Source organism: Nostoc sp. (assembly GCF_036917395.1).
In the GTDB taxonomy this organism is placed as follows: Bacteria; Cyanobacteriota; Cyanobacteriia; order Cyanobacteriales; family Nostocaceae; genus Nostoc.
This window is the reverse complement of record NZ_JBALDI010000006.1, coordinates 1-25,519: the sequence shown is the minus strand read 5'-3', so window position 1 is coordinate 25,519 and position 25,519 is coordinate 1. Positions and strand designations below refer to the sequence as shown.

22 protein-coding genes are annotated in these 25,519 nt (G+C 41.9%); 10 read left to right on the top strand and 12 right to left on the bottom strand.

The window, feature by feature from the left end; translation table 11 throughout:
- The first annotated feature begins 57 nt into the window (after positions 1 to 57).
- Positions 58 to 696, top strand: a complete 639-nt coding sequence (locus tag V7K46_RS05395) for a peroxiredoxin (RefSeq protein WP_335111588.1) — start codon at positions 58 to 60, stop codon at positions 694 to 696.
- Positions 697 to 1,084: 388 nt separating this feature from the next.
- On the top strand, positions 1,085 to 1,669 hold the full coding sequence (locus V7K46_RS05390; protein WP_335111587.1) for a Uma2 family endonuclease: 585 nt from the start codon (positions 1,085 to 1,087) through the stop codon (positions 1,667 to 1,669).
- A 386-nt stretch (positions 1,670 to 2,055) separates the two neighbouring features.
- On the opposite strand, the gene V7K46_RS05385 is transcribed toward V7K46_RS05390, so the two are convergent.
- From V7K46_RS05385 to V7K46_RS05365, 5 genes are all read right to left on the bottom strand, one after another.
- Positions 2,056 to 2,334: a hypothetical protein gene (locus V7K46_RS05385; protein WP_335111586.1), complete on the bottom strand. Its 279-nt coding sequence runs from the start codon at positions 2,332 to 2,334 to the stop codon at positions 2,056 to 2,058.
- A gap of 15 nt (positions 2,335 to 2,349) precedes the next feature.
- The gene (locus tag V7K46_RS05380; RefSeq protein ID WP_335111585.1) at positions 2,350 to 3,024 is read right to left on the bottom strand and encodes a DUF305 domain-containing protein; all 675 of its coding nucleotides are present in this window, start codon (positions 3,022 to 3,024) and stop codon (positions 2,350 to 2,352) included.
- Between the two features lie 217 nt (positions 3,025 to 3,241).
- Positions 3,242 to 5,473: a dynamin family protein gene (locus V7K46_RS05375; protein ID WP_335111584.1), complete on the bottom strand. Its 2,232-nt coding sequence runs from the start codon at positions 5,471 to 5,473 to the stop codon at positions 3,242 to 3,244.
- Positions 5,474 to 5,897: 424 nt separating this feature from the next.
- Entirely contained in the window at positions 5,898 to 7,976 is a 2,079-nt protein-coding gene (locus V7K46_RS05370) for a dynamin family protein (RefSeq protein ID WP_335111609.1), read from the bottom strand.
- A gap of 52 nt (positions 7,977 to 8,028) precedes the next feature.
- A complete protein-coding gene (locus tag V7K46_RS05365) occupies positions 8,029 to 8,334 on the bottom strand; it encodes a DUF3040 domain-containing protein (RefSeq protein WP_335111583.1) in 306 nt (101 codons plus the stop codon).
- A 610-nt stretch (positions 8,335 to 8,944) separates the two neighbouring features.
- Between V7K46_RS05365 and V7K46_RS05360 the strand changes: the two genes are divergently transcribed.
- The 3 genes from V7K46_RS05360 (at position 8,945) to V7K46_RS05350 (ending at position 11,578) form a co-directional block, all read left to right on the top strand.
- Positions 8,945 to 9,919, top strand: a complete 975-nt coding sequence (locus V7K46_RS05360; RefSeq protein WP_335111582.1) for a cysteine synthase A — start codon at positions 8,945 to 8,947, stop codon at positions 9,917 to 9,919.
- A 236-nt stretch (positions 9,920 to 10,155) separates the two neighbouring features.
- Positions 10,156 to 10,494: a (2Fe-2S) ferredoxin domain-containing protein gene (locus V7K46_RS05355; protein ID WP_335111581.1), complete on the top strand. Its 339-nt coding sequence runs from the start codon at positions 10,156 to 10,158 to the stop codon at positions 10,492 to 10,494.
- A gap of 49 nt (positions 10,495 to 10,543) precedes the next feature.
- A complete protein-coding gene (locus tag V7K46_RS05350) occupies positions 10,544 to 11,578 on the top strand; it encodes a DUF5331 domain-containing protein (protein WP_335111580.1) in 1,035 nt (344 codons plus the stop codon).
- A gap of 5 nt (positions 11,579 to 11,583) precedes the next feature.
- On the opposite strand, the gene ygfZ is transcribed toward V7K46_RS05350, so the two are convergent.
- The 4 genes from ygfZ to V7K46_RS05330 form a co-directional block, all read right to left on the bottom strand.
- Positions 11,584 to 12,579, bottom strand: coding sequence for a CAF17-like 4Fe-4S cluster assembly/insertion protein YgfZ (gene ygfZ, locus V7K46_RS05345; protein ID WP_335111579.1), 996 nt, complete (start codon positions 12,577 to 12,579; stop codon positions 11,584 to 11,586).
- Between the two features lie 352 nt (positions 12,580 to 12,931).
- A complete protein-coding gene (locus V7K46_RS05340) occupies positions 12,932 to 13,324 on the bottom strand; it encodes a nuclease A inhibitor family protein (RefSeq protein ID WP_335111578.1) in 393 nt (130 codons plus the stop codon).
- A gap of 422 nt (positions 13,325 to 13,746) precedes the next feature.
- On the bottom strand, positions 13,747 to 14,223 hold the full coding sequence (locus V7K46_RS05335; RefSeq protein ID WP_335111577.1) for a hypothetical protein: 477 nt from the start codon (positions 14,221 to 14,223) through the stop codon (positions 13,747 to 13,749).
- Between the two features lie 81 nt (positions 14,224 to 14,304).
- Positions 14,305 to 15,585, bottom strand: coding sequence for a proton extrusion protein PcxA (locus tag V7K46_RS05330; RefSeq protein WP_335111576.1), 1,281 nt, complete (start codon positions 15,583 to 15,585; stop codon positions 14,305 to 14,307).
- A gap of 606 nt (positions 15,586 to 16,191) precedes the next feature.
- Between V7K46_RS05330 and V7K46_RS05325 the strand changes: the two genes are divergently transcribed.
- The 3 genes from V7K46_RS05325 to V7K46_RS05315 all read left to right on the top strand — a co-directional run bounded on the left by V7K46_RS05325 (position 16,192) and on the right by V7K46_RS05315 (position 18,687).
- On the top strand, positions 16,192 to 17,379 hold the full coding sequence (locus V7K46_RS05325; RefSeq protein WP_335111575.1) for a glycosyltransferase: 1,188 nt from the start codon (positions 16,192 to 16,194) through the stop codon (positions 17,377 to 17,379).
- 320 nt (positions 17,380 to 17,699) lie between these two features.
- Positions 17,700 to 18,047 (top strand): DUF3592 domain-containing protein, encoded by a 348-nt coding sequence (locus V7K46_RS05320; protein ID WP_335111574.1) that lies wholly within the window; start codon positions 17,700 to 17,702, stop codon positions 18,045 to 18,047.
- Between the two features lie 244 nt (positions 18,048 to 18,291).
- A complete protein-coding gene (locus tag V7K46_RS05315) occupies positions 18,292 to 18,687 on the top strand; it encodes a hypothetical protein (protein ID WP_335111573.1) in 396 nt (131 codons plus the stop codon).
- Between the two features lie 84 nt (positions 18,688 to 18,771).
- Here V7K46_RS05315 and V7K46_RS05310 read toward each other — a convergent pair whose 3' ends face one another.
- Positions 18,772 to 19,938: a pyridoxal phosphate-dependent aminotransferase gene (locus V7K46_RS05310; RefSeq protein ID WP_335111572.1), complete on the bottom strand. Its 1,167-nt coding sequence runs from the start codon at positions 19,936 to 19,938 to the stop codon at positions 18,772 to 18,774.
- A 186-nt stretch (positions 19,939 to 20,124) separates the two neighbouring features.
- On the opposite strand from V7K46_RS05310, the gene V7K46_RS05305 reads away from it, so the two are divergent.
- A complete protein-coding gene (locus tag V7K46_RS05305) occupies positions 20,125 to 20,793 on the top strand; it encodes a ribonuclease T2 family protein (protein WP_335111571.1) in 669 nt (222 codons plus the stop codon).
- Positions 20,794 to 20,882: 89 nt separating this feature from the next.
- On the opposite strand, the gene V7K46_RS05300 is transcribed toward V7K46_RS05305, so the two are convergent.
- Positions 20,883 to 21,965, bottom strand: a complete 1,083-nt coding sequence (locus V7K46_RS05300) for a class I fructose-bisphosphate aldolase (protein WP_335111570.1) — start codon at positions 21,963 to 21,965, stop codon at positions 20,883 to 20,885.
- Positions 21,966 to 22,094: 129 nt separating this feature from the next.
- On the opposite strand from V7K46_RS05300, the gene V7K46_RS05295 reads away from it, so the two are divergent.
- Positions 22,095 to 22,412, top strand: a complete 318-nt coding sequence (locus V7K46_RS05295; protein WP_335111569.1) for a hypothetical protein — start codon at positions 22,095 to 22,097, stop codon at positions 22,410 to 22,412.
- Positions 22,413 to 23,033: 621 nt separating this feature from the next.
- On the opposite strand, the gene V7K46_RS05290 is transcribed toward V7K46_RS05295, so the two are convergent.
- Positions 23,034 to 25,519: AAA family ATPase (locus tag V7K46_RS05290; RefSeq protein WP_335111568.1), on the bottom strand; the 2,486-nt coding region annotated here is incomplete at its 5' end.

Below are 25,519 nucleotides of genomic sequence, written 5' to 3'. Positions count from 1 at the left end.
TTATGTCATGATGGCAAAGTAGAACACATATGCTTTTCTAATTACAGGGAATCTCACATGGCTCTCCGTCTAGGTGACACAGTACCCAACTTTACGCAAGCCTCAACACACGGCGACATCGATTTTTACCAATGGGCAGGTGACAGCTGGGTAGTGCTGTTCTCTCACCCTGCTGATTTTACACCTGTTTGCACAACAGAACTCGGCACGGTTGCCAAGCTCAAACCAGAATTTGACAAGCGCAATGTCAAAGCGATCGCACTTAGCGTTGATAACGTTGAATCCCACAAAGGCTGGGTGGGAGACATCGAAGAAACTCAAAGCACCACCCTCAACTACCCAATTTTGGCGGATGCGGATCGCAAGGTTTCTGACCTTTACGACATGATCCACCCGAATGCTAATGCGGCCGTAACAGTGCGATCGGTTTTCGTGATTGACCCCAATAAGAAACTCCGTCTCACTTTCACTTACCCCCCCAGCACGGGACGCAACTTTGATGAACTTTTGCGGGTGATTGATTCTCTGCAATTGACTGATAACTACAGCGTGGCGACACCAGCTGACTGGAAAGATGGAGAGGATGTTGTAATTATCCCCTCACTCAAAGATCCAGAAGTACTCAAAGAAAAATTCCCCAAAGGTTATGAGGAAGTCAAACCCTATCTGCGGGTAACTCCTCAGCCTAACAAGTAAATCTGAAAATGATTTCGGATAAAAAAGCAAAGGCGAGGCAGCGCGGTCTTCTCCCATTCGTGAGAGGCTAGCGCCTGCCGTAGGATGCCCGTTCGCCCCAAGGCGTCCCGTTAGGGAAGGGCTGTAGGGGGTTTCCCCCATGAGCGACTGCCGTCGCAAAGTTATATCGCTGTTCTCAGTTGGGTGCAGTACAGTTTTGACCTCACTTCCAAACCTCTCTCCTGCTTTTTGAGAGGCTTTGAGTCTTACTCCCCAACGCTACAAGGGTTGGGGTCGGGGGTTAGGTCTGTATTGGACTCAACTGCAAACCACTATATCTTGGCGTCTTTGTTTCTTTGCGTGAGAATATAGTTACTTGGTTAGGCATCTCAACCTGGAGGAAATCTTGATGTTTTCATCCCCTTTGGTTTTACAAATTCCGTCATCAATGCAAATGACAGACGAACAATTTTTTGAGTTCTGTCAGATGAATCGTGATTTACGCATTGAGCGGAATAAATTTGGAGAGATATCAATTATGCCACCTACAGGAGGGACAACAGGCAACCGTGGAGGCAACATCTTTGGACAGCTATGGGTGTGGTCGGAACAAGATGGTACAGGTATAACTTTTAGCTCTAGTACCGAATTTAAGTTATCAACAGGTGCAGAACGCTCTCCAGATGCTTCCTGGATTCAACTAGAACGGTGGAATGCTCTGTCTCCAGAACAGGAGCGAAAGTTTGCTCCCATTTGTCCAGATTTTGTAGTCGAACTCAAATCTTCTAGCGACAACCTCCAAACTTTGAAGGAAAAAATGGAGGAATATATGAATGAGCCAGGAATACAGTTAGGCTGGTTGATTGACCGTAAGCAGCGTAAAGTTTATATTTATCGTCCTGGATTGCCAAATGAATGTTTGGATAATCCTGCTACGGTTAGTGACGAGTCGGTATTGCCTGGGTTTATTCTGAATATGAGTAAAGTTTGGTAGAGAAAGTTTTATAAAGCAGTTTAACTTATTCACAAGCAACAAGGTTAAAAATGTTAGCTAGTGTTGAAGTGACATATCGTAATGGTCGAGTGGAACTCACTAAACAACCCACCAATGTATGTGAAGGAACGCGAGTAATTGTAACTTTTATCGAGGTCGGATGAGATTAACCTAGCCTCTCAAGGAATTAACGAAGCGCAGGCTGAGATTTTGCGATCGCATCTAGCAACTTTTGCAGATGACTGGGATAGCCCGGAAATGAGTATCTATGACAACTATGACGCAACCAAAACAAATTTTGTTATTTGCCAATTGAGAATGCGCCGCACTTCATCATGAAAGAGAGATTAGGCAGTAGAGGGTTGCTGGCGAATCTACACAGATACTTAATACAGCATTTCATTAATTCGTAGTAAATTAAATTTGGCAATGCCAATGCGTCCCTCTACAATGCCAATGCGTCCCTCTACAATGCCAATGCATACCTCTACAATGCCAATGCATACCTCTACAATGCCAATGCGTCCCTCTACAATGCCAATGCATCTCTCTACAATGCCAATGCATCTCTCTACAATGCCAATGCATCCCTCTACAATGCCAATGTGTCCCTCTACAATGCCAATGCGTCCCTCTGCATTTAAAAACACTACGATTTTATGCAAAACAGCCTCTTAGGCTCACTTGTTATACCAAGTTTTTCGCCACTGCTGCATTTGCTTAATCTCTGTATTTTGTGCCTTAATAATTTCTTGGCCTAATTGCTTAATTTCAGGGCGCTTAGACTTACCCAATACATCTTTTGCCATTGTTACAGCCCCTTCATGGTGAGGAATCATCGCATTGATAAAGCGCAGATCAAATTCTGCATCAGCTGCACCTAAGTCTTGACTCATCATCATTCCTTTCATTTGGTCAGACGACATCTCCATCATGTGACCCATTTGACTGTCATAAGCCATTGGTTTATCTCCCGCCTTGGGATACCAAGCTTGTCGCCACTGCTTCATCTGAGTGATTTCTTGATCTTGCGATTTGATAATATTGTCTGCTAGTTTTTTGATTTCAGGGCGTTTTGATTTCTGCTGCGCTTCTTTAGCCATTTCCACAGCCCCTTGATGGTGTGGTATCATAGCGTCGATAAATCGTAAATCAAAGTTAGCGTCGGCTGGGCCTAAATCCATAGCCATGCTGTGATTCATTTGCTTGTCGCTAACATTGGTAACGGTTGAGTTTGGGGTTTGGCTTTGGTTCTGGGAAGCCGTATTGCTACAGGCTGTGATTAACCCGCCGGCTGAAGCGATCGCAGTCAAGGTTAACGCCAAAAAGCCATTCCTCAAAGATAACAGTTGCATAAGTCTCACCTAATAGTTTCCTAATTCTATATTTACTCCTTAGCTTTGCAACCAGAAATGAAATTACAGCAGATTGCAACTTAGTGAGGTACAGATTATTGTAAGGGCACAACAATGTTGTGCCCCTACGTGTGTACCTCATTTACCTGAAAAACGCTGTAAGATGAAATGTTTCTAAAGATACCCGACTCCTTAGAGAAGTCGGGTATCTTGTTGTTCATTTCTCACTCAAAATTGTGTAAGCTTCATTAACTAAGTGCATTTTCTCTTGTGCTTGTTTTAGCAGTTGCGGCTGATTCACAAACAAATCGGGATGCCATTTCTTTACTAAAGTTCGATAAGCCTGCTTTACCTCAGCCTGAGAAGCATTTGCTTGCAATTCTAAAATGTTGTATGCGTGAGTAATCTTATCTGTTTGGGCTTGGTTGGGTGTTTTGTTGCTTTGAGTTGTATTTTGCTGTTTGTCAGTTTGAGAACCAGGCGATGTCTGACGACAAGCCTTAGGGCTACGCATCTCTGCTTTCATTCGCGCTATTTCCTCATTGAGTTCCCAATCACGAAATTTCGCCTCCAACTCTTCTGGACGGGGAGAGGGAGAAGCTTTTGGCGGTGGTGGAGAAACAAATTCTACCCTTGTCCCAGTATTCTTAGCAGTATTTTCATGTTGTTGCTTAATATCAGGATCTTTTTGTGAAAAAGTTTTAACTCTCTCTGGCTGTGGCGAATATTTTCTATTGATATTCGTGGATTTGGGTATTTTTTTATAAGGTTGATGATTTGAGAGGATTTTTACTTTTTCTAACTCTTGTAGCAACTGATTAAAACCGTTTTGTAACTGCTGCAAAATTTCATGCTTATTAGTAATCTCTAATGGTTCTTGACTGAGTTCAAAACAAATTATTTTTTCGGCTTTCTGCTCATATTCAGTCAAAATTGATAACCCTTGAGCGCTGAAGTGAGATAAATAATCTTCAATTGCAGTTATACAAAGTTTAGCAACTTCCTGATGATAAGAATCCTTTGCTAATTGTTCGTCTTGTTTTTGGATATTTTTATTTAACAAATAAGAAATACTCCCGACGACAGCAGCACCCACCGGGCCGCCTAACAACCAACCAATACCACTACCAACAGCGATGGAACCAGGTTCACTCAAATCATCAATATTGCTTGACTTTGAGGGTAGTATTACTTGTGGTTCGTTAGGAAAGGGAATTAATAAATCTTGCGGTCGTTCTTCGTGGAAAAATTCGTAAGCTTGATCAAGCCATTTCACCGCAGCCAATTGCAACTGAGTCAGGTCTTTTTTAAGAGTATTTGTTTGCCAAGATTTAAAGTTATTTTCTGCCAATGCAACTGCTGCCTCAGCTTGATATTTTGTAAGTAGCTTGGGTAATGCTAGCCAATATCGTAACTCTTCCACACTAATAGCAAAACCTTTATAAATTAAGTTGGCTGCTTTTTGTTTAATTTCAATTTTAGTATTTTGTTTATCATCAAAGGATTTTATTTCAATAGCAATATAGTCAATTTTAGCTTTTAATGAGAGTTGGATTTGAGAAGCGATCGCTAGCACTCTTGGCAAACGCACACTACCACGATTTGGTTGCAAAATTCCCACAATATTTTGCAAAGCTGTTTCAAAAGCTGCTAAACCGCTACTATTGGCAGCAGCAACATCGCCTTTTAATCTGGCTCTTAAGGCAGGTAAAGCATCGACGCGATATAAATTACTAAAACCTGGAGGTAATTCGGCTCGAAAGCTTTCCGCAACAAACACCAGGCGATTTTGGACTTGTTTTTGCTCGTCGGGTTCGAGTAAGTTAATAAAATTGGCAACAAATATAACTGTTTTAATACCGCGATCTAATAGCCAATCTCGTAAATTTTCCCGCTCACCCAAAGTCATTAACTTCCGTGCATCTAATAATTGGATAACTAAATCTGCACTTAATAGTTGCTCCCGGACTAAATTATCTTGTTCTTCTCTATCATTTGTTCCTGGTAAATCGAGTAATTCTACACCTGTTTCTAAGAAGGGATGCGGACAAAAAATTTCTACAGATGCTACATCTTTTCGCATCTCTCTATTACCATCAAGAATTGCAAATTCTTGTAAAACTTCTGTGCCACTGCGATAGATTTCTGTACCATCTACCAACATGATACGAGTTTGCACATCAGAGCCATACTTGACAGTAATCGCTGCGCCTGTGGTGGGAATTAAATCAATTGGTAAGGTACGATTCCCTAGCATGGCATTTAGTAAGGTAGATTTGCCATGATTAAAAGGGCCAAATACCGCAATCCGAAAGCTAGGATTAACTAAATGATTGCAAATAGTAATTATATCTTGATGCAGTTGCGATTTGCGTTCTAAATTCAGTAATGCCGATGCAGATTTGAGAGAATCTGCTAAATCCTTATAACCTTCATACTGTTGTTCCATAGTTCCTCGTTAGTTCCTCGTTCCCAGCTAGAAGCTGGGAATGCATATAGTTGAGGCTCCGCCTCACATTATTATGTTTATGCTATAGCAATCCTAAATGAGTCGTGAAAATCTCCGATTCCTCTTTCTGCGCTACGGGCAGTTTGCTCAAGTCGGGAAACCCGCCCATGCAACTGCCCTCCTCTGTGCCTCTACGGTTAATTTATTTTTACAAACGATTTAGGACTGCTATAGGCATAATTAAATATACAATAAAATTCTAGTTCCTAGTGAGCGAATCATCGCTCATAGCAAAGTTTATCAGGACTAAAACCCTTACTACAAACTTTAATTTATTTACGTTTAGCTATTTATGGTTATGGGAGGCAGAGCCTCCCAGTAGGCATTCCCAGCTTCTAGCTGGGAACGAGAGTAATGAGATATATTAGCTATAGAAAGCTAATAAGTTGCTATAAGCTGCCTCAATTTTTTGCAACTGAGCTATTACATTTTCCTGTAAATCTTTTAAACGTTTGAACTCACTCTCACGGTTTATCTCGCGGGTTTTTTTCTGCTTGACTAGATTATCCAATTCAGATTTGCGAGATACAATATCATCGCTAATCCGCTTACTCACTTCTCTTTCGTAAGAGTCAAAACACTCTTTTACGGCATTGTATACAACTTGAGATTGCTCATGTGCCACTTGGGGTAGGTGTTTAACTAACTCCTTTTTAGCCGTTTTAACTAACTCTTTACGCGCTTGATCTGCTTGCAAAAATCCTACTCCCAAACCTAGCAGCGCAAACCCGATGGGACCAAGAAAAATACCTGTCACTGCGGTAATTATCCCACCAACGCCAATAACAGTGAAGTAGTTTAACAAGATATTTTTCCAATCAAATCCAGCCCCGGCTAGTGCGAAACCAGCAAGATTTCCGTTAGATAGTGATAACAATCCCATTGCCCATTTTGCCCAGCCAGGAGAGTTATCATCTTCAGTAGTAGTGGTATTTACTTTAACGTTTTGTCCAGTGAGCTTTTCTGTAATTTGATCTGTGACTTGACTGTATGATGCGCCATATTGTGCAGCACTACGAGAAAGTTCTCTAAAAGCTGCATTAATATCTTTTTCAGCAGTTAATGTCCAAGCAGCAGATTTATCAGTGATATATTGCTCAAAGGCTTTTTGCAGTGCGGTGTTAAATGCTTCTCGTTTACCACTACTGAGAAAATCAAACAGGTTTAATTCTGGCTGATAGCGTAAAAAATCGGTTTCAAAGGTATTACCTAAGTTTAAAACGTAGCTACGAAAAGATTCCGAAATTGTTCTTGCTTGAGTGTCTCTTGTATTGATAATTTCTTTTTGGAATTCATCTCGAATACCTGTGAGTTTGTTAAACTCAGGTTCTACTGAATCGATCCGTTTTTTCAATTCATTTACATCTTGGTCAAGTAATGGTAAGCGTCTAGCAACTGCTTCGCGGGTATGATTGCAGGCAAGTCTTGCTAAGGTTCTGACTTGACGGAGTTCTGCGATCGCCCGTTCTCTGGTAAGAAAAGTATTAAGCGAATCCATAAACTTCGGAAAGCCAGTCCCCTCTAAATCAGCTTGGGGATTTTTCAACCGTCGTCTGAGTGCTTGAATTGACGAAAGCTCAAATACGCGTTCGTCATAAATATTCTGACCTTCTACAGTACAATATTCTGCTAAATTCGCGTTAAATACCTGCCGCAATCTCTCCTCAGATTCTTTTAACTCCTCTACATCATCAGGATCAATCAATGATTCCCGCACCTGATCCCAAGCATTAACTAAAAAGAAAACCGTCAATCCTCTACCTTTGATATAATTTTCTAGGTAGCGACGCTCACCCAAAGTACAAGGTTGAGAAGCTCTCATTACAAATAGAATTGCATGGCAGTTATTTACATAACCCAAAGATAATTCGTTTCGCGCTTCTGTATCATTCAATCCTGGACTATCGACAATTTCAATTCCCTTTTCTAATAGCGTTAAGGGATACTCAACTACTGCATAATCAACATCTGGAAATGCTTGTTTTTTCTCCTGCTCTATTTTTTTAGCCTCAGTTGGATCAATGGTATATTTATATTTAAAGTTCTGAAAATCTAGCTGTTGCGGACTTTTTCCATCATTAAAATGAATGGTGACTTTCTTTTCTGGTCCATAGCGTAAAACTGTTAACACTGCGGTACAAGGGTTAACATCGCTCGGTAGTAATTTTTCTCCAATTAAGGCGTTAAGAAAGGTGCTTTTTCCCCGTTTCATATCGCCCAAAACTAAAAGGCGAAATACACCTTGACGGAGGTTTTTACTAGCTACTGTAATATCTTCAATATCTCGCTCTAAACTGAGTTTTCCTGATGAAGAGTCTCCAGCCAACTCAGCTTTATTAATTATTTCAGCCAGTTTACTCAAACACACAGAAATCTCAGAGCGCACTTGAGCAACACGCTCTAAATCTTGGATAAATCTGTCAGTTGTTACCTGCTCAATCATCATAGTTACACCTTTATTAAAGATTGCTTTTTTTAGATTCAAAAAATAATTTTTAAGACACCCACCCCAGCGCTGCAACAACAATAAACCCAGCCACCAGTGAGACTATTTTCACTGCAACCAGCCCTACCACACCAAGAGCAAACAGCTTCCCACCGAAAATCACTTTTTTTATCCAAGGTTCCTGGGAATTTTCTGGCTGATGCTTCACAGTTTCATCCAAAGCTGTATCGGGAGCATACATTTTAGCTTCCATTTCCTGGAGCCGCAAATCAACTTCTCGTTGTATACGTTGCCGGTGTTCAAGTTCTTTTTGGCGATGCCTACGGCGGGCTACGCCTACGCTTTCAGATGTCATCGGTATCCACCCCATCTAAGACAATGAAATGATATCAGCGTTTACTCATCAATCATGCTGTATAGTAACTCACCGAAATATTTTCAATCCCCAGTAAAATTACTATTTTAATTTTCATTGTCTGGTAAACTTAAGCTAGAGTTAGATCCCCCAAAATGCACTTGCTTTCCGGAAATTTGTGGCAAAAACGAATATTACCGGATCACTAAAAATTAGTATTACCTGGGTTTGTTTTGAATATGAGTAAAGTTGGGTAGTGTTAAAATAATATTTGTGAATGTGAATAGCTATTACACACAGAGGCGATCGCTCCTCACCAAGCTTCGTTCTATATTTGAGTAAGATGTAGTAGCAATTTTGAACAACAAACCGCTACACTGCTACGTACTTGCTTTGAAAATAGAAATAGGCGATGCCTTCTCTGTATTCGCGTAACGTGTCGCAGACAGAGGCTTCTCCAACGAGACGCTAGGCGTAGCTTGCTTGTATTGTAGGGGTACGCTAACGGCAACCCCGAAGGTGTATGCATCACATTTAGGTAAATAAGCTGTAAATCATGCCACTGCTATAAGCCAAAATTTTTATAGATACTCACACAGGTACAGTCAAAATGGATATTAAAAATGGCTTCGTCGGCGCTGTTGGCAATACACCTCTGATTCGCTTAAACAGCTTCAGCGAAGAAACAGGATGTGAAATCCTTGGTAAAGCAGAATTCCTCAATCCTGGCGGTTCCCTCAAAGACCGCGCCGCACTTTACATCATCCAAGACGCAGAAGAGAAAGGTCTACTCAAACCCGGTGGCACCGTTGTAGAAGGAACTGCTGGTAATACTGGCATTGGACTAGCACATATTTGCAACGCCAAAGGCTACAAATGCCTAATTATTATTCCCGATACTCAGTCACAAGAAAAAATAGACGCACTGACAGCACTCGGAGCAGAAGTCCGTCCCATCCCCGCTGTACCCTACAAAGACCCGAACAACTACGTCAAGCTATCTGGCAGAGTCGCTGCTGAGTTAGAAAATGCTATTTGGGCGAATCAGTTTGATAACTTAGCCAACCGCCGCGCCCACTACGAAACCACAGGCCCGGAAATTTGGGCGCAGACAGATGGTAAAATAGATGCATGGACAACTGCAACTGGTACTGGCGGTACTTTTGCTGGTGTGGCATTGTACTTGAAACAACAAAATCCAGCAATTAAATGCGTTGTTGCCGATCCGCTGGGTAGTGGACTTTATAGCTATATTAAAACAGGCGAAATTAACATAGAAGGAAATTCCATCACCGAAGGCATCGGTAATGGTCGTGTCACAGCCAATATGGAAGGCGCACCTGCTGATGATGCTATCCAAATCGATGACAAAGAAGCTTTGCGAGTAGTTTACCAACTGCTGAGGAAAGATGGGCTGTTAATGGGCGGTTCAACAGGTATTAATGTTGGTGCAGCTGTTGTTTTAGCGAAGCAGTTGGGGCCAGGACATACCATTGTCACCATCCTATGTGATAGTGGTTCCCGGTATCAGTCGCGGATATTCAACCCGGAATGGCTAGCCTCAAAAGGACTTTCAATAGATTAGTTATGGGGCATTGGGCATAAGAGGCAGAGGGGCAGGGCGCAGGGGGCAAGGGGGAGAATTAAAATTACCTCTTTCGCATCTGCTTCCTGCTCCCTGGTTACTGAGCGCAGTCGTAAAGCCTGCGGCATAGCTACGCTTAGGGCGCAGCCTCTCGTAGAGAAGTATGCTCCCCTGCTTCTTTCCTACTCCCTTTCTCCTCCTCTGTATCCTCTGCGTTTGGAGCGGTTCGTTAAAAAATGTCAAACATAAGTCAACCATCAAACTTCCCGATAATAGACCAACCCTCTTCTGCTAAATGTGTACAGGTTTGTCAAAATCGCACCTGCAAAAAGCAAGGTGCCCTCAAGGTTTTAGCAGCTTTTATGGCTTTGCCAATCCCTGGTGTAACGGTAACGGCTAGTAGCTGTTTGGGACAATGTGGCAATGGGCCGATGGTGCTGATATTACCGGATATGGTCTGGTATAGCGGCGTTCAACCCGATGAAGTATCTCTACTGATAGAAAATCATTTGCTAGGTGGTCAAAGAGTCGAACAGATGCTCTATTATCGGTTTCATCCCCAGAAATCAAATTAATTAACTAATATCAAGGTCTGTAATCTTGTTGACTGAAGTGAGGCATCCAATGAATATCCAGCAGCTGCGTCAATCCTTAAAACAAAAGTGGCTGATTTACTACGAGCAAAATATTCCCTGGCTGGTCAAAATCCGAATTTGGGGGACTTACGATGGTCTGCGGCGTCCTTTGTCCGGTTTTATTTTGGCAACATTGTCTGTTTTGGAACCCCAGTTTGATGAAATACTTTCTTTTATGCTGGATCTGAATAACGATCCAGATAAAATAGTCGCTGCTTTAGGTCTTAACTTCAATCCTGATCAAGAGTTACGTTTAATAAAATCAGAACATTCTATGGCTACCAGCCAAGTTGAAAGCAAATTGCCACATGAGAAGCATTCTGAGGATCAACATCTGTCATCGGTTGTAACTGCCAGCCAGATTGCGCCTCATTCTCCTGCCAAGACTCTAGACTTCAACTTGCCACGTGCCGATCAACTTGTGCCATCATTTACAGCTACCACTGAGGTAGTTCACACACACAAACCTGAGTTGATAGCTGCATTTGCTACTAAAATTGCTCCTGATACTCCAGTAAAAACGCCATCCTCCAGTTTCATAAACGAATATCAACCACCGCGATCGCACTCTGGTAAGTTATCTTCAGAAGCATCGCTGACAATGACCAGTGAGGTTAACAGCAAAGTCAAAACTATGTCATCTGTGGCATTAGCTACCGAGGTTAAGAGCAACGACAAAACAGTGCGTAGCAGCAAAGCAGCTTGTAGTCAGACATCGCCCAAGGGGTGGCTCCCTGTAGGTGCATTGCTGGCAACTACCATTGAGATTTGTAGTAACCGCAAACCAGTGCGTAGCAGCAAAGCAGCTTGTCGTCAGACATCGCCCAAGGGGCGGCCCCCTTCAGGAGCATCGCTAGCAATTACTACCGAGGTTAAGAGCAACGGCAAACATCCGAATATCCAACCACAACACGTTCAAAGCAAAGTTAATTTAATACCAACTAGTAATGCCCGTAGTCTAGCTTCTTGGGTAGATGAATTCTGTTACGGCGCTCGGGATAAAGAGAAAGATATTTTGATTTGAATTGCTTATGGGTATTCCTGAGAAACAAACGGGATTTCTACTACTTCACCTTCAATTTCTCCCACTTGGACTTTCAAGCCTACGCCACCAGCTTTAGTGCGAATGTAACCTAGTCCAAAATAACCATCAGCAGTTTCTGTGTAACTGGTAAGTTTGCCGACCTTTTCATCTCCAACTGCGATCGCACTTCCAACTGATGCCGGGGCACTGAGGCGGATACCTAAAAGGTGTTGTTTTACACCTTTGTATGTGTTTAACCGAGCGATGGTTTCTTGCCCAATATAGCAACCTTTATTAAAAGAAATTGTTTGCCACAAACCAACCTCCAGAGGATTGTAATCATCTGTGAGTTCAGCATCTGGGGCGGGGCGGCCTTGTAAGATTCGCAAGGCATCCCAAGCGCGATCGCTCATCTCTACCGCCCCAGCTTCTAACAATTTGTTCCACACCGAAGATTTATCAGTATAGGGGAAAGTTAAGGTGTATCCGGGAGCCGCTAACCCACTACCCACAGCAATCCGCACTCCCTCAGCGGAAGCAATTGTGTATACTTTGTGACTACCGTTAGGTTGCCCGATGAGTTCCCCAATACCCAACTTTTCTAAAACAGCGTCGCTTCCTGGGCCAATCAGGCTGAAGGTATTGGTGTATTGTGTGATATCAGATAATTCCACCTTATCGGCAAAGAAAATATATTTATCTAGCCATTCCATGAGAAACTGGCGGCGATTGGGTGAAACCAGCAGGATTACTGCATCTTCTCTAACGTAGGCGGTTGCTAAATCAATTGTCCTAGCTGTGGAAGTGATAAAAACCGTATCACAACCTTGTCCTGGCTTAAGTATTTGGAAATTGTTAGTACTTTGGTTGTGTAAGAAATTGAGGCGATCATCGCCAGACACTTTGATGCGTCCCCAGCCAGAGCGATCGCATATAGCAACCCCAACTCTGGCGGCTTGGATGGCTGCTGCGTCTTTACTGTCGATTGTAGATGTTGGCATGGTGATCAGAAGTTGCCCTGTTTCAATGTTGTCGCACTGAAAATCTTAGCAAATAAGCGTTTGCGGCTTCAATGCACCTCCGGTTTTCTTCTAGCGTATAATCAAATACAAAAGAAAGTGCCGAACAATAAAAACTTATTAAACAAACTTTTGCTGCAAGTGTATGGCAGGAAAGTAACTAGTTTGTGGCACAGTGCTTGGAGATTGATATTGCTAGCCAGGGCGAAACTGAAACTGAGTCTGTAATAGAAGCGCAAGTCGATAATTTATAAGTTTGGATAATTTCAAAAACGAGAAAGCCTAGCCGTAAAGATGGCTAGGCTTTTATTTAGAGAAATTTCCAAACTGCTTACTAGGTTTCAACCAGTTTTGTTAGGACTCCAGCTAAGTCACCATCTTTAGTTTGTCCTATGATGTAAGCGTCAATATTTATTTTTCCAACCCGATAAACGCTGATGTCACTAAGATTATCTTTAAGTGTCTGGACAAGTGTTTGAAATTTTTGAACATCTTTTTTCTGTAATTCATTGTGCCACTCTTGCTCAAAAGCACAATTACGAAAGAGATAGTCCAAATCTACTACTTCTATTGGCAGGTTTTGAGAACCTGTTAACTGTAATATTTTCTCCTGTGTTGCAGGTGCAGCACCTTCCCACTGAACAACCTCGAAAGGGTAATCCGACTCGCTCATCATTAACAAGCCAGTACTAGCTTCCTTCAGTTTTTCAACAATCTCGCCGCTCATAGTTATCAGTTTTTAGCAACGCTCATACTGTATCATTCAGCTAGCAGCAAGGTGGGAAGCTGAAAGAGATACTATTGTATTTCCAGTGCAAGGAAGCAACGCCGGAGCGATCGCTTCCATCGGGCGGGTAGGTCGGGAGCAAAGTTCAGTTTCCTTTACTGCGATCGCTTCGCTGACCCTGTATCAAGACTGATCGCCTGACTCATTCTTCACTGTTCAATAGCTTTCAAATCTGTAGCCCTTATCCTGCACAGCTTAGAGCTTTTATTAGTCCCATTCCGGCATTAATAAAAGACCTTAACCCCGTCATCAGGGGATAGACTTCTTACTTTTCAAACTCCGACGCTCAAACAGTGGGAAATCTAGCAAAACAAGACCACCTCACATACTTGAAACTTCGATAATGAGCAAATTACGACTTTTCATTTTCGCCGCTTTGGCATAGGACGCATCGCTTCACGTCCCAACATAAACATCCCCGTAACACCCAAACTGACAAACCAAACATATTCATACCAATATCGCTGAATCTGTTCAACCGTTCTGAGTTCTGGACGCAAGGTGTTTAAGTACAGCAGCAGCACTAATATCATCAGCGCCCCAAAACCAACAAAGCTTAAGCCAACATGAATTCGTGCAGGTCGCAGTTCAAAATCACTAATACTATCTAGGTCAATTTCTGCCAGTTCCTTAAAGGAGTCATCTGCCAAAGATGAGGTTGCTTGGAATCTATTGCTTAGTTTTGGTGGCAAAATCGGCGACAGTGTTGCTACGGTTGGGCGACGTAGCAAAGCCTCAGTATCTCGCAACAATTCCAATGGCTTACGGGTAGTAGTTGGTTGAGCAAACTCTATGTTATCTGTGGGAGTTGGGGCATTGGCTTTGCTTTCAAAATCCATAGTACGCTTTGGAAGAACCAGGATATACATAGCCTAGCGAATCATAAGACAAATGCGTCAAAATAATTATAAATTATGAATTTACTCGTCCATCTCTTTTAATGTAGCTAATGCTGACGGAGATAAGCGACTCAGATAGCGGAATATCCAGTATTTAAAGATAGTGTTTAAAATCACTGGAAATGTAGCAATAAAGAAAAATATTACATTTCTACTGGCTGGCAAACCTAAATGTTCTGCCGATCCTTCAAGAAGAACCTCCCACCCATCTGGTGAGTGAAATCCTACAAATATATCTGTAAACAAAATAATTAAAAAAGCTTTAGCGCTATCGCTGAGACCATAGACAATGGTATCCATAAAAGACTTCACAATCAGAATTTCTCTTTTGCTGAAAGCGATGATTATACTAAAAGAAATTAGTGATATAAAATCTGCAAAAACATTACTAATGGCGCTATTACTTTGAATATGAGATTTTTCAGCTATTTCGATTGCTTTGTCTTTGATTTTGTCTGTTATTACCTCTGAAGAAAGTGGTGGCGCTTGATTGAGTAAATGTTCAAATTTCAATGCTTGCTCAAAATTATGTAATTCATGAAGAGCTTCTTTCTGTATATCATAATTGAGGAAAGTTTGAATTTGATCTCCTCTAATCTTTTCTAATAGGGGAACTACTAAGAATTGCTTAGAAAAATGCTGAGTTAAAAACGGTACAATAATTAGAATTAATAAAAATCTCAGAGCAGTTTTTGTCCGATTTCGAGAACTTCGGTAACTTCTAATAAATTCTTCTTCTGCCTGTGGGGAGAATCCTGCTTTAATTCTGTTAACTGTTTTGCCAAAAGACCTTGGAATTGCCCCAGTTTTTTGAGATGGAAGTAGAGCTTGAATATTATTGATATTAGATGAGTCTAGCTGTTTGTTGATTTCGCCCTGGTTAACTTGTAGTGGTTGAGAAGTTGATTTTAACTCGCTATTGCTAATTAGTTCATCTTTGATAGCGTACTTTTCTACAATTTCATCAATAACCTTTAACTTTTCTAATAAAACAGAATTAGAGATATTGACAATTCCCCGACTAAGCCGGAACTCTGCCAGCCTGATTTTGATAATAGTTAAATTCTTATCAAGGTATCCTTGCCAGTAAGACATCACATTTTCAGTATAATTGACTGATTCTGATGATATTTTTTTGTTGCCAAAATGTTCGCTCTCGATATTTTTAATTCTCTGAGCTGCTTGTTGAGCTTCTAAGAGCGCCCTTTCTGGTGTATCTAAAAACCAATACTGAAGCGATCGCAAATATTCTTTGAGATTTTGGCGAAGTAAATTTGCTGTCTTGGTGAATGAATTTTTCATGATATATATGACTATTTATATAATCTGTATTATAGTTATACAAGCATCACAAATGGGTAATATCTAGTTTAAAAGATTATTAACTATTACCCCAGACATATAAGATAAATCTACTATTTTGAGTGTACACCTATTAGAGGATTAGGTACAGGTAAGGGGTGATTTTCTCTGATTTTAAATCGACCCGTATCGGCATCGTCAGCAAAGACTTCTCCACTCTCAATTTCATAAATCCAGACGTGAAGGGTAAGTTGACCTCTGTAGAGTCTAGAGCAAATGAGTATGTAGATGATGTGTCAATAATGTGACCCTGATGAGAATTAGACTTTACAGTTTGATATAGGAGGCTTTGTAGCGACTCACCCTGTTAAGATTTTTTAGGCTTATTTAGAAAAATTCTCAAAGAACTAAAATAGATATATCTTGAGTAAGTTTTAGTAAGTTTGTCTAACAAGTATAACTTGAGCATTTTGATGGTAAATAAAATATCCTTATCATGTCCTTTGTTAAAAATTCGCCATATGATTATCTGATGCTATATCGGTGCAAAATAAAAGTTGGTGACTACAGCAAGCAAAAAATCTGAACCCAGAATCTATTGGCAATATGAAACTCAGTCTGTGCATGATTGTGAAAAACGAATCAGCAACACTAGCTAAATGCCTGAACAGTGTCAGAAAAGTGGTGGATGAAATGGTAGTCTTGGATACAGGTTCAATTGATCGCACTCCCAATATTGCCCAACAACTCGGTGCAAAAGTCTATCATTTTAAATGGTGTAATGACTTCAGTGCTGCGCGTAATGCAGCTCTAAAATATGTCACTGGTGATTGGATTCTGGTATTAGATGCTGATGAAACTCTCACACCAGCAATTTTACCGCAATTGCGGGAGGCGATCGCAAGAGATGAATACCTGCTCCTCAACCTCCTCCGCCATGAAGTTGGTGCAGAACAATCTCCCTATTCTCTGGTTTCCAGGCTGTTCCGCAATCATCCAGATATTCGTTTTGACCGTCCTTATCATGCCTTAGTAGATGATAGTGTGTCAGCAATTTTAACCAAAGAACCCCATTGGCAAGTAGGTTATTTACCAGGAGTAGCACTTTTACACGTAGGATATCAAAAAAGTGCGATCGCTCAAAATAACAAATATGCCAAAGCAGCTACGGCGATGGAAGGGTTTCTCGCGACTCATCCTGATGACCCTTATGTTTGCAGTAAATTAGGGGCATTGTATGTGCAAACTGGGAAAATTTCCCCAGGTATGGAGTTGCTTAGACGAGGAATCACCACTGCTGAAGAAAACTACGATATTTTATATGAACTCCACTATCATTTAGGCATTGCCTACAGTCGGTTGCAAAAATCTCCACAGGCTATTTATCACTATAAAGCTGCAATCAAATTGCCAATTTACCCCATGCTCAAATTAGGAGCATACAACAACTTGGGTAACTTACTCAAAGCAGCAGGTGATTTCGATGGTGCGAAAACTGCTTACGCCACAACTTTGAAAATTGACCCAACTTTTGTTGTTGGACATTATAATTTAGCGATGATATTTAAGGCTTTGGGTTTATTGACAGATGCGATCGCATATTATCAAAATGCAATCGAGTTAAATCCCAACTATGCCGAAGCGTATCAAAATTTAGGGGTAGTGTTGCTCAAAGTTGGCAATCATCAAGATAGTTTAACAGCTTTTAGAAAAGCGATCGCCCTTCATGAAAGGCATAATCCCGAAGAGGCGAAGAGATTACGCCAGGGGTTGCGGGAGATGGAGTTGATGTAGATGTCAGGGTCATCGGGCAATCACTGAGAAAAAGCAGTTCTGAAATTAGTCGCAACATATATTCGCAACAGATGATCTATCTTCATCTCTGTTACCAAATTTTGTTTGCACTGTGGTGCGGTTGTTTGTGTGAATGCGGGGAACTTGAAAAACTTTAAGCTGGGAACACAAAACATGAGATTTGGAACGCCAAAATTCAGATTGGGGTATAGTCTCAAGACTTACCTCCCCTAGTTTTCCCCGATTGTTATCTAATCTAAAAATATTAACCTAAAAGTTGAAATCAAAACTTTTGGCGACATCGAACTTTTCAAGATTTTATGAATGAAGATACAAAGTTCTCTCGTATATTTGGTTCAATATTCGGCGGTGTTGGTAGCATAATTGCCGTCACGGGCATAATTATTGGACTGAATACTCGTTCCTTTGTCACCTCGGCAATACCTGCACAAGGGACAATAATCGATTTGGTGCAACGTTCATCAACTGATAGTAAGGGCAGTTCTTCTTATGTCTACTATCCAGTGGTGAAATTTACTGCCCGTTCTGGTGAATCAACGGTTTTTGAAGCGGATACAGGCAGCAACCCACCAGAATTTACTAAAGGTCAGCAAGTAGAAATATTATACAGTCCTCAAAAGCCAGATTCTGCCAGGATCAACTCTTAGCTAAGTTTATGGTTTTTACCTATTATGTTTACCAGTTTAGGATCAATTTTTGCCTTGGTTGGAGGAATTGTACTAGTCAGGTCGTTTCCACGTTTGATGAGTTCTAAATAAAAGTATGCTGTAGAATGTGTAGAATTCGTTTGGTTTAAGTGTTGAGGGACGGTGACGTTCAGTCATGGGAAAATCCGCAGTTATGATATTGAAATTATTTTTATTCGTTTTATTGGAACGCATCACTTGAGGTTTGGAACTCGAAACTTCAGGCTTTGAACTCGGAACTTCAACAGGACTTACGCAAAATCATGATAAAACGAACCGCAAAGGACGCATTCGCGCAGCGTCTCCAAGAGTTGGACACAAAGGAATAAGAGTTTCAGAGAGTTATTGCGTAAGTCCTGTTCAAGCTTGGAACTCGGAACTTCAAGCTTGGAACTCGGAACTTCAAGTTTGGAACTCGGCACTTCAAGCTTGGAACTCGGAACTTCAACCTCGGAACTCGGAACTTCAACCTCGGAACTCGGCACTTCAACCTCGGAACTCGGAACTTCAACCTCGGAACTCAGAACTTCAACCTCGGAACTCGGAACTTCAACCTCGGAACTCGAAACTTCAACCTTGGAACTCGAAACTTCAGGTTTGAAAATGAACTCCACCCGTTCTGAGTCGAAAAGGTGGAGTTAATAAGTTGGAGAGTTGGTAAATTGTCCTCACAAATGACAACTAACTAAATACGCGACTTGACAAATTTCTCTAATCTATCCATTCCCTTTTCAATCGTCGCCATATCTGTGGCGTAGGAAAGGCGAATATTGTCATCAGCACCAAAAGCAATTCCAGGAATGACTGCAACTTGATGTTTTTCCAACAAAGCGTCACAAAATTCTAGGGATTTTAGACCGGTTTTGCTGATATCAGGGAACAGATAAAAAGCGCCATCTGGTTTTGCAGTACTCAATCCCGGAATGGCGTTGAGTCTGTCTAACATTACCTGTCGCCGTTTAGCGAAGGCTTGGCGCATTTCTTCGACACAATCTTGATGACTTTCCAAAGCTGCGATCGCACCATATTGGGCAAAGGTACACACGTTAGATGTACTATGCCCTTGGATGGTACTCGCTGCTTTAATAATCTCCACTGGCCCCGCTAAATAGCCGATACGCCACCCAGTCATGGAATAAGCCTTCGCAAACCCATTACTGATCAAAGTCCGGTCAAAAATTTCCTTCCCTAGAGAACCGATGCTAATATGTTCTGCACCGTCGTAGAGAATTTTTTCGTAAATCTCATCAGAGACGACAAAGATATCTGCATCAACTACTACCTTCGCCAGTGCTTTGATTTCATCTGGCGTGTAAACCATCCCTGTAGGATTAGATGGGGAGTTGAGGATAAATAACTTCGTCTTTGGCGTGATTGCTTTACGGAGTTGTTCGGGAGTAATTTTATAATCGGTCGTGGCATCTGTAGAGACAATCACCGGGACTCCACCGACTAAAGTCACCATTTCGGGATAACTTAGCCAGTAGGGCGCAGGGATAATTACCTCATCACCTGGATCTATTAGCGCCACTATTAAGTTGTAAAGAGAATGCTTACCGCCATTGGTGACGATCACATTCTCTGACTTGTAATCAAGACCGTTATCAATTTTAAGCTTGTGGGCGATCGCTTCCCTTAACTTTGGTTCTCCAGCTGCTGCACCGTATTTGGTTTTGCCTTCATCCAAAGCTTTGACTGCTGCGGCTTTAATATGCGCTGGGGTATCAAAATCTGGTTCTCCGGCGCTAAAACTACAAACATCTATTCCTTCTACCTTCAGTGCCTTAGCCTTGGCTGCGATCGCTAAGGTTAATGAAGGTGTTACCTGACTTACTCTTGCTGCCAGCTTCATTCTTACTATTTTTGGCAAATCTTTCACTTATCTAAGGATATCCCAGAATCCCTACCAAGATTTGCTTTTTCTGAATTCGTTGGGGATTGGGAACTGGGGAAAAATTCCTGACCTTTGATTCTTGATCCTTGACTCTTAAGAATGTATTTTGTATAACTTGAGTTTTAGGGAAAACTAACTGTTTATATGCAGATTAAGAAACTTTTGATTGCATCTTCTCTGTTAATTACTGGTCTTTTTATACCTAATGCTGCCATTGCTCAAAATCGCGGTACTCCGGGTCAATTTGATTTTTATGTACTGACACTCTCTTGGTCACCAGATTATTGTGCGACAAATGGTACCCGTGACCCGCAGCAGTGTGGTTCTGGAAAGAAACTTGGTTTTGTACTACATGGTTTGTGGCCACAGTACCAAAGTGGTTATCCTGCTAATTGTTCCACGCAAAAATTACCGTCGGAAGTAAAGCGACGGTTTGCCAATTTGTTTCCTAGCCCTAAACTTCTCGATCATGAATGGGAAAAACATGGTACTTGTTCCGGGAAAACTCCTGCCCAATACTTGGCATTTAGTAAAAAGTTAAAAGATGCGATCGCTATTCCCGCAGCTTATAATCGTCCTAATAAACCCTTGCGTACCACAATTACAAATTTTAAAAATTCATTTGTGAGTGCTAATAATCAAATTACTGCTGATGGTGTAGCACCTTTTTGTTCTGGTTCGGGAAGATTTTTGCAAGAAGTCTTCTTTTGTTATTCCAAAAACGGTGAAGCTGGTATTTGTAGCGCGGAGATTTTGAAGCGATCGCAAAAAAGTTGTGGTCAACCAGATTTTCTATTGAGAAACGTTAGATAAAAATGGGGAGTGGGGAATAGGGAATAGGGAATGGGGGATTGGGCATTAGTTATTTTTTCTTGCTCCCTCATCTCCCCACTCCCCACTTCCTAAGCTATTGTCACATCTGGCGATAAGTAAACATCCTGAATCGTATGAAACAGTTTTACACCTTCCTCAAAGGGACGTTGGAAGGTTTTTCGCCCAGAAATTAATCCTGAACCACCAGCGCGTTTGTTAATTACAGCAGTGCGAATGGCTTCGGCGAAGTCATTTTTACCAGTCGCGCCACCAGAATTAATCAACCCTACACGCCCAGAGTAACAATTCAGTACTTGGTAACGAGTTAAATCAATTGGATGGTCAGTTGTCAGTTCTGTGTAAACCCGCTCATCGGTTTTGCCGTAACTCTTACCAGTAGCTTTGGCAACAGCACCGTAACCATTGTTATTTTCGGGTAACTTTTGTTTGATGATGTCGGCTTCAATCGTCACACCCAAATGATTCGCTTGTCCGGTGAGGTCAGCCGCAACGTGGTAATCTTTATCTTGTTTAAAAGCGTTATTCCGCAGATAGCACCAGAGAATTGTCGCCAAACCCAGTTCATGGGCGCGTTTAAAAGCTTTGCTGATTTCTTGGATTTGTCTGGTAGACTGGTCTGAACCAAAGTAAATTGTCGCACCTACGGCGGTGGCCCCTAAATTCCAAGCTTGTTCCACATCAGCAAACAATACCTGGTCAAATTGATTGGGGAAAGTCAGCAATTCGTTGTGATTGATTTTGGCAATAAAGGGAATTTTGTGGGCATATTTGCGCGAAACAATCCCTAATGTCCCCAAAGTAGTAGCAACCGCATTGCAATCTGCGGCGATCGCTAATTTGATAATATTTTCTGGGTCAAAGTAAATCGGATTGGGCGCAAAAGACGCACCTGCTGAGTGTTCAATCCCTTGGTCTACCGGTAGAATAGACAGATATCCTGTGTTTGCAAGACGACCAGTAGAATAAAGTAACTGGAGATTACGCAATACTTGAGGGTTGCGATCGCTGTTAAGCCAGATTCGATCTATAAAGTCTGGCCCTGGCAAATGTATTAAATCCTGAGAAACTTTTGCTTTGTAGGTAAGCAGGTCTTCAGCCTCTTTACCTAGCAATGACTCGATAGAATTAGCCTCTCTGAGCGTTGTAGTCATAGCGCTTTCCTGAATAATTTAGCAAATGACCTTTGCCTTTAAGATAGCATTTTTAATATTGCTAACCTGGTTGTACAGCTATCTTCTCGTCATTGTGCTAATAATCGTTGAAAGAACAAATAAAATTCTATGAGTAAGTTTCAAATCGATATCGATTTCAGCAAAACTGATTTAGCTTCCCTTGAGACAGAAGAAGATTTTCAAACAGAGGCAAAAACATTACTACCAAAGGTACTGGTAAAACTAGGTGAAAGTGTAGGTGAAAAGACCTGGGAAGAATTACAGCAAAAGCTGCAAGGCGCTGGAGGTAAACTCAAATCTTCTCCAAGTGAGAAACGCAGGTTTATTCAAGAAACAGGAAGAACTTATCAACGAAATGCCAGTAACAGAGAAAAACAAGAACTCGAAGACTATATAGTAGAGCAATTACGCCAGCACAAGCAGTAAATATCTCCCTAAGTCTGATGTTCGTGTATTTTAACTTCTATTTTTAGCAGTAGTTTTGGTAGGGTGCATTACGCCAAAGGCTAACGCACCACTTTACCTAACTTCTAGTATTCAATCCGTTCGCGGCGATTCCCAAGCAGATTATATAAAGCGTCGCTTTGGTAAATAAAAACTCTAGGCAATGAATAGTTTAGCTTAGATGAGTGTTTGAACTCCGTCAACGAGTCTTTGATACTCGTGAATGAGTGTTTGAACTCCGTCAACGAGTCTTTGATACTCGTGAACAAGTGTTTGAACTCCGTCAACGAGTCTTTGAACTCCGTTAACGAGTCTTTGATACTCGTGAATGAGTCTTTGATACTCGTGAATGAGTGTTTGAACTCCGTCAACGAGTCTTTGATACTCGTGAATGAGTGTTTGAACTCCGTCAACGAGTCTTTGATACTCGTGAACGAGTGTTTGAACTCCGTTAACGAGTCTTTGAGATTATGTCCGGCTGAATATTTGTCATTACGAGCAAAGCAAAGCGATTGCAACATCCTTGGAATTGCTTCGCTTCTCTACGAGACGCTTTGCGATCGCTCCCAATGACATATCATAAGTTAATTTACCGGACATGATTCAAACAAACCAGCGGCGAATCAACTCCACCTGGAAGCGATAGCCGTCGTCAACTTCCTCAATTAACTCCCGTTGCAACAGCAAGCTGAAAGTAATATTAGCATCGGAGAACTGTTGCAATAAAGTTTGACGACTAACTCTAGCCCCTTCCCCTTGAGCAGCGATAAAACGTAGAATAGCTTGTCCGGTGGCGTCTACTTGATTATTTTGAATATCAGCAAAGAAAAAGCTCCCACTTTGCAAAGCTTCTGGTATCGCGGCTTCCACATCCCCTAAAGTTGCCAATCGCCGCATAGAGGGGTCTTGTTCGTTTTTAAGGACAATAATTTCTGCACATAATAGTTGTACTAAGAATGGGTGACAACGGGTGAGTTGTAGCACTCGCTCAACGGCGTTGGGTTCATAGCGGAGGGTAAAATCTTTGACGGGACATTCAATTAATTGTCGTGCTTCCACTTCTTTGAGGTAGGAGATATGCACAACTTGGACATTAATCAGATAACTAGCCCAGCGCTGATATTCTTCGATAGTATGGGAGCCAGCCAGCAACACCTTGAAGCGGGGACGGTGTTGGATGAGGTTACGCAGCATACCCAAAACATCCTGTTGATCAAAGCGACCTTTGGCTATAGCGTTGTCTAGCACCTCGAATTCATCTAGCGCTAGTAAGGCGGTATTTTGTTCTAGAGCCTGTTCTACTTTATCTAGCCATTCATAAAAATAAGTGAAGGGGTCAGATTTTAACACTTCGCGGGCTAGGGATGGTAGAGTTACACCTTGCTTTTTCGCTGACTTCTCCATATCTCTAGCCAGGTTGTAGAGAAAACCTGCATGGTCACTAGCTGATGAAGGTGCGCCTTGCAAGTCTACAAACATCGGGATGATGGTATTAGGTAGTAACCTTCCGATGTTGTTGAGGAGGGAAGTTTTACCCATACGTCGCTGACCGTATAGTAGCAGAGGTGGACGACGGCGATCTAAAAGTAATTGCTCAATGCGTAAGCCAATGTCATCACGCCCCGTGAAAATTTCTTGCTCTAGTGTGAGCGGTACACCAATAATATAAGGGTTGTCAATTTCTTTATTTTGTTCAACTTTGATAGCTAGTTCTTCTATATATTTGTTGATTATATCCAGCCATATTTTACCAAAAGGTAGAAAGGAAGAAGCATATTTATTATTAATACGATTGAAGTTTTCTAACTGTCCATTTAACTTTTCTGATACAGCTTTAAGAGCTATTCGCTGGTTGTAATTACTTCTTTGTTCTAATGCTGCGTTTACATCCTGACTGATGTGAGTAAAGATACGTAACACAGAATTAATTGAGTTACCTAATTCGTCAACTTCTATAGTGCGATGAACCTGACGTATAGCTTCTACATCACCACATTTTCTTAGGCTTAGTGCATCTTTGCAAATTTGAACAACCCAATTTTGGAGACTTTCATTGACATAATTAATGGCAGCTTCACCCTCGCTTGGGTTATGTTCTATCACTAAAAGTAAATACTTATCTAAACCATATAAAGGTATACGTTGCAATTGATCCCAAAAGGCTGAATGATAGCGTAATGAACTTGAATAAGGCTGGTTGATGCGGTTTTTTTCCAACCGATAAAGTGCTAAATTCCATAATTGGAGCAATGGGTATAAAACTATTGGTCGCCATAAATTTATAGTGAAACCCAGAGAGAACAGCACAGCAAAAGTAACACCATATACAACGCCTAACGCTACACCATGTACCATACCACCAGCTACACCAAAGCCTAGACCTCCTGGTATACCGAACGAAAAGCCGACTCCTATTACCCCATTGAAATATTCATCATCAATTTTTTCTACCACGCCAAACGCCACGCCTAACCCCATGCCAAACGCCACGCCTAACCCCATGCCAGACGCCACGCCTAACCCCATGCCAAACGCCACGCTAGACGCCACGCCAAACGCCATGCTAGACGCCATGCCAAACGCCACGCCAGACGTCACGCTAGACACCACGCCAAACGTCACGCTAGATGCCACGCCAAACGCCACGCTAGACGCCACACCAAACGCCACGCCTAACCCCATGCCAGACGCCATGCCAAACGCCACGAACGCCACGCCAAACGCTACGAACGCCACGCTATATGTCACGCTTAACCCCACGACATCCTCAACTTCCTCTACTTTCCCTATGCCAAACATCACGCTATACGCTACGCTTAACGCTATGCCAGACGCCACGCTAGACGCCACGCCTAACCACAGGCTTAACGCCGCGCCTTCCCCTACGCCAAACGCCACCCCTAAGACCACGCCAAACGCCACCCCTTGCACCACTGAAAACGCCACGCTAGACGCCACGCTAGATACCACACCATCCCCTACGCCAAACGCCATGCCAAACGCCACCCCTAAGGCCACGCCAAACGCCACCCCTAAGGCCACGCCAAACGCCACCCCTAAGGCCACGCCAAACGCCACCCCTAAGGCCA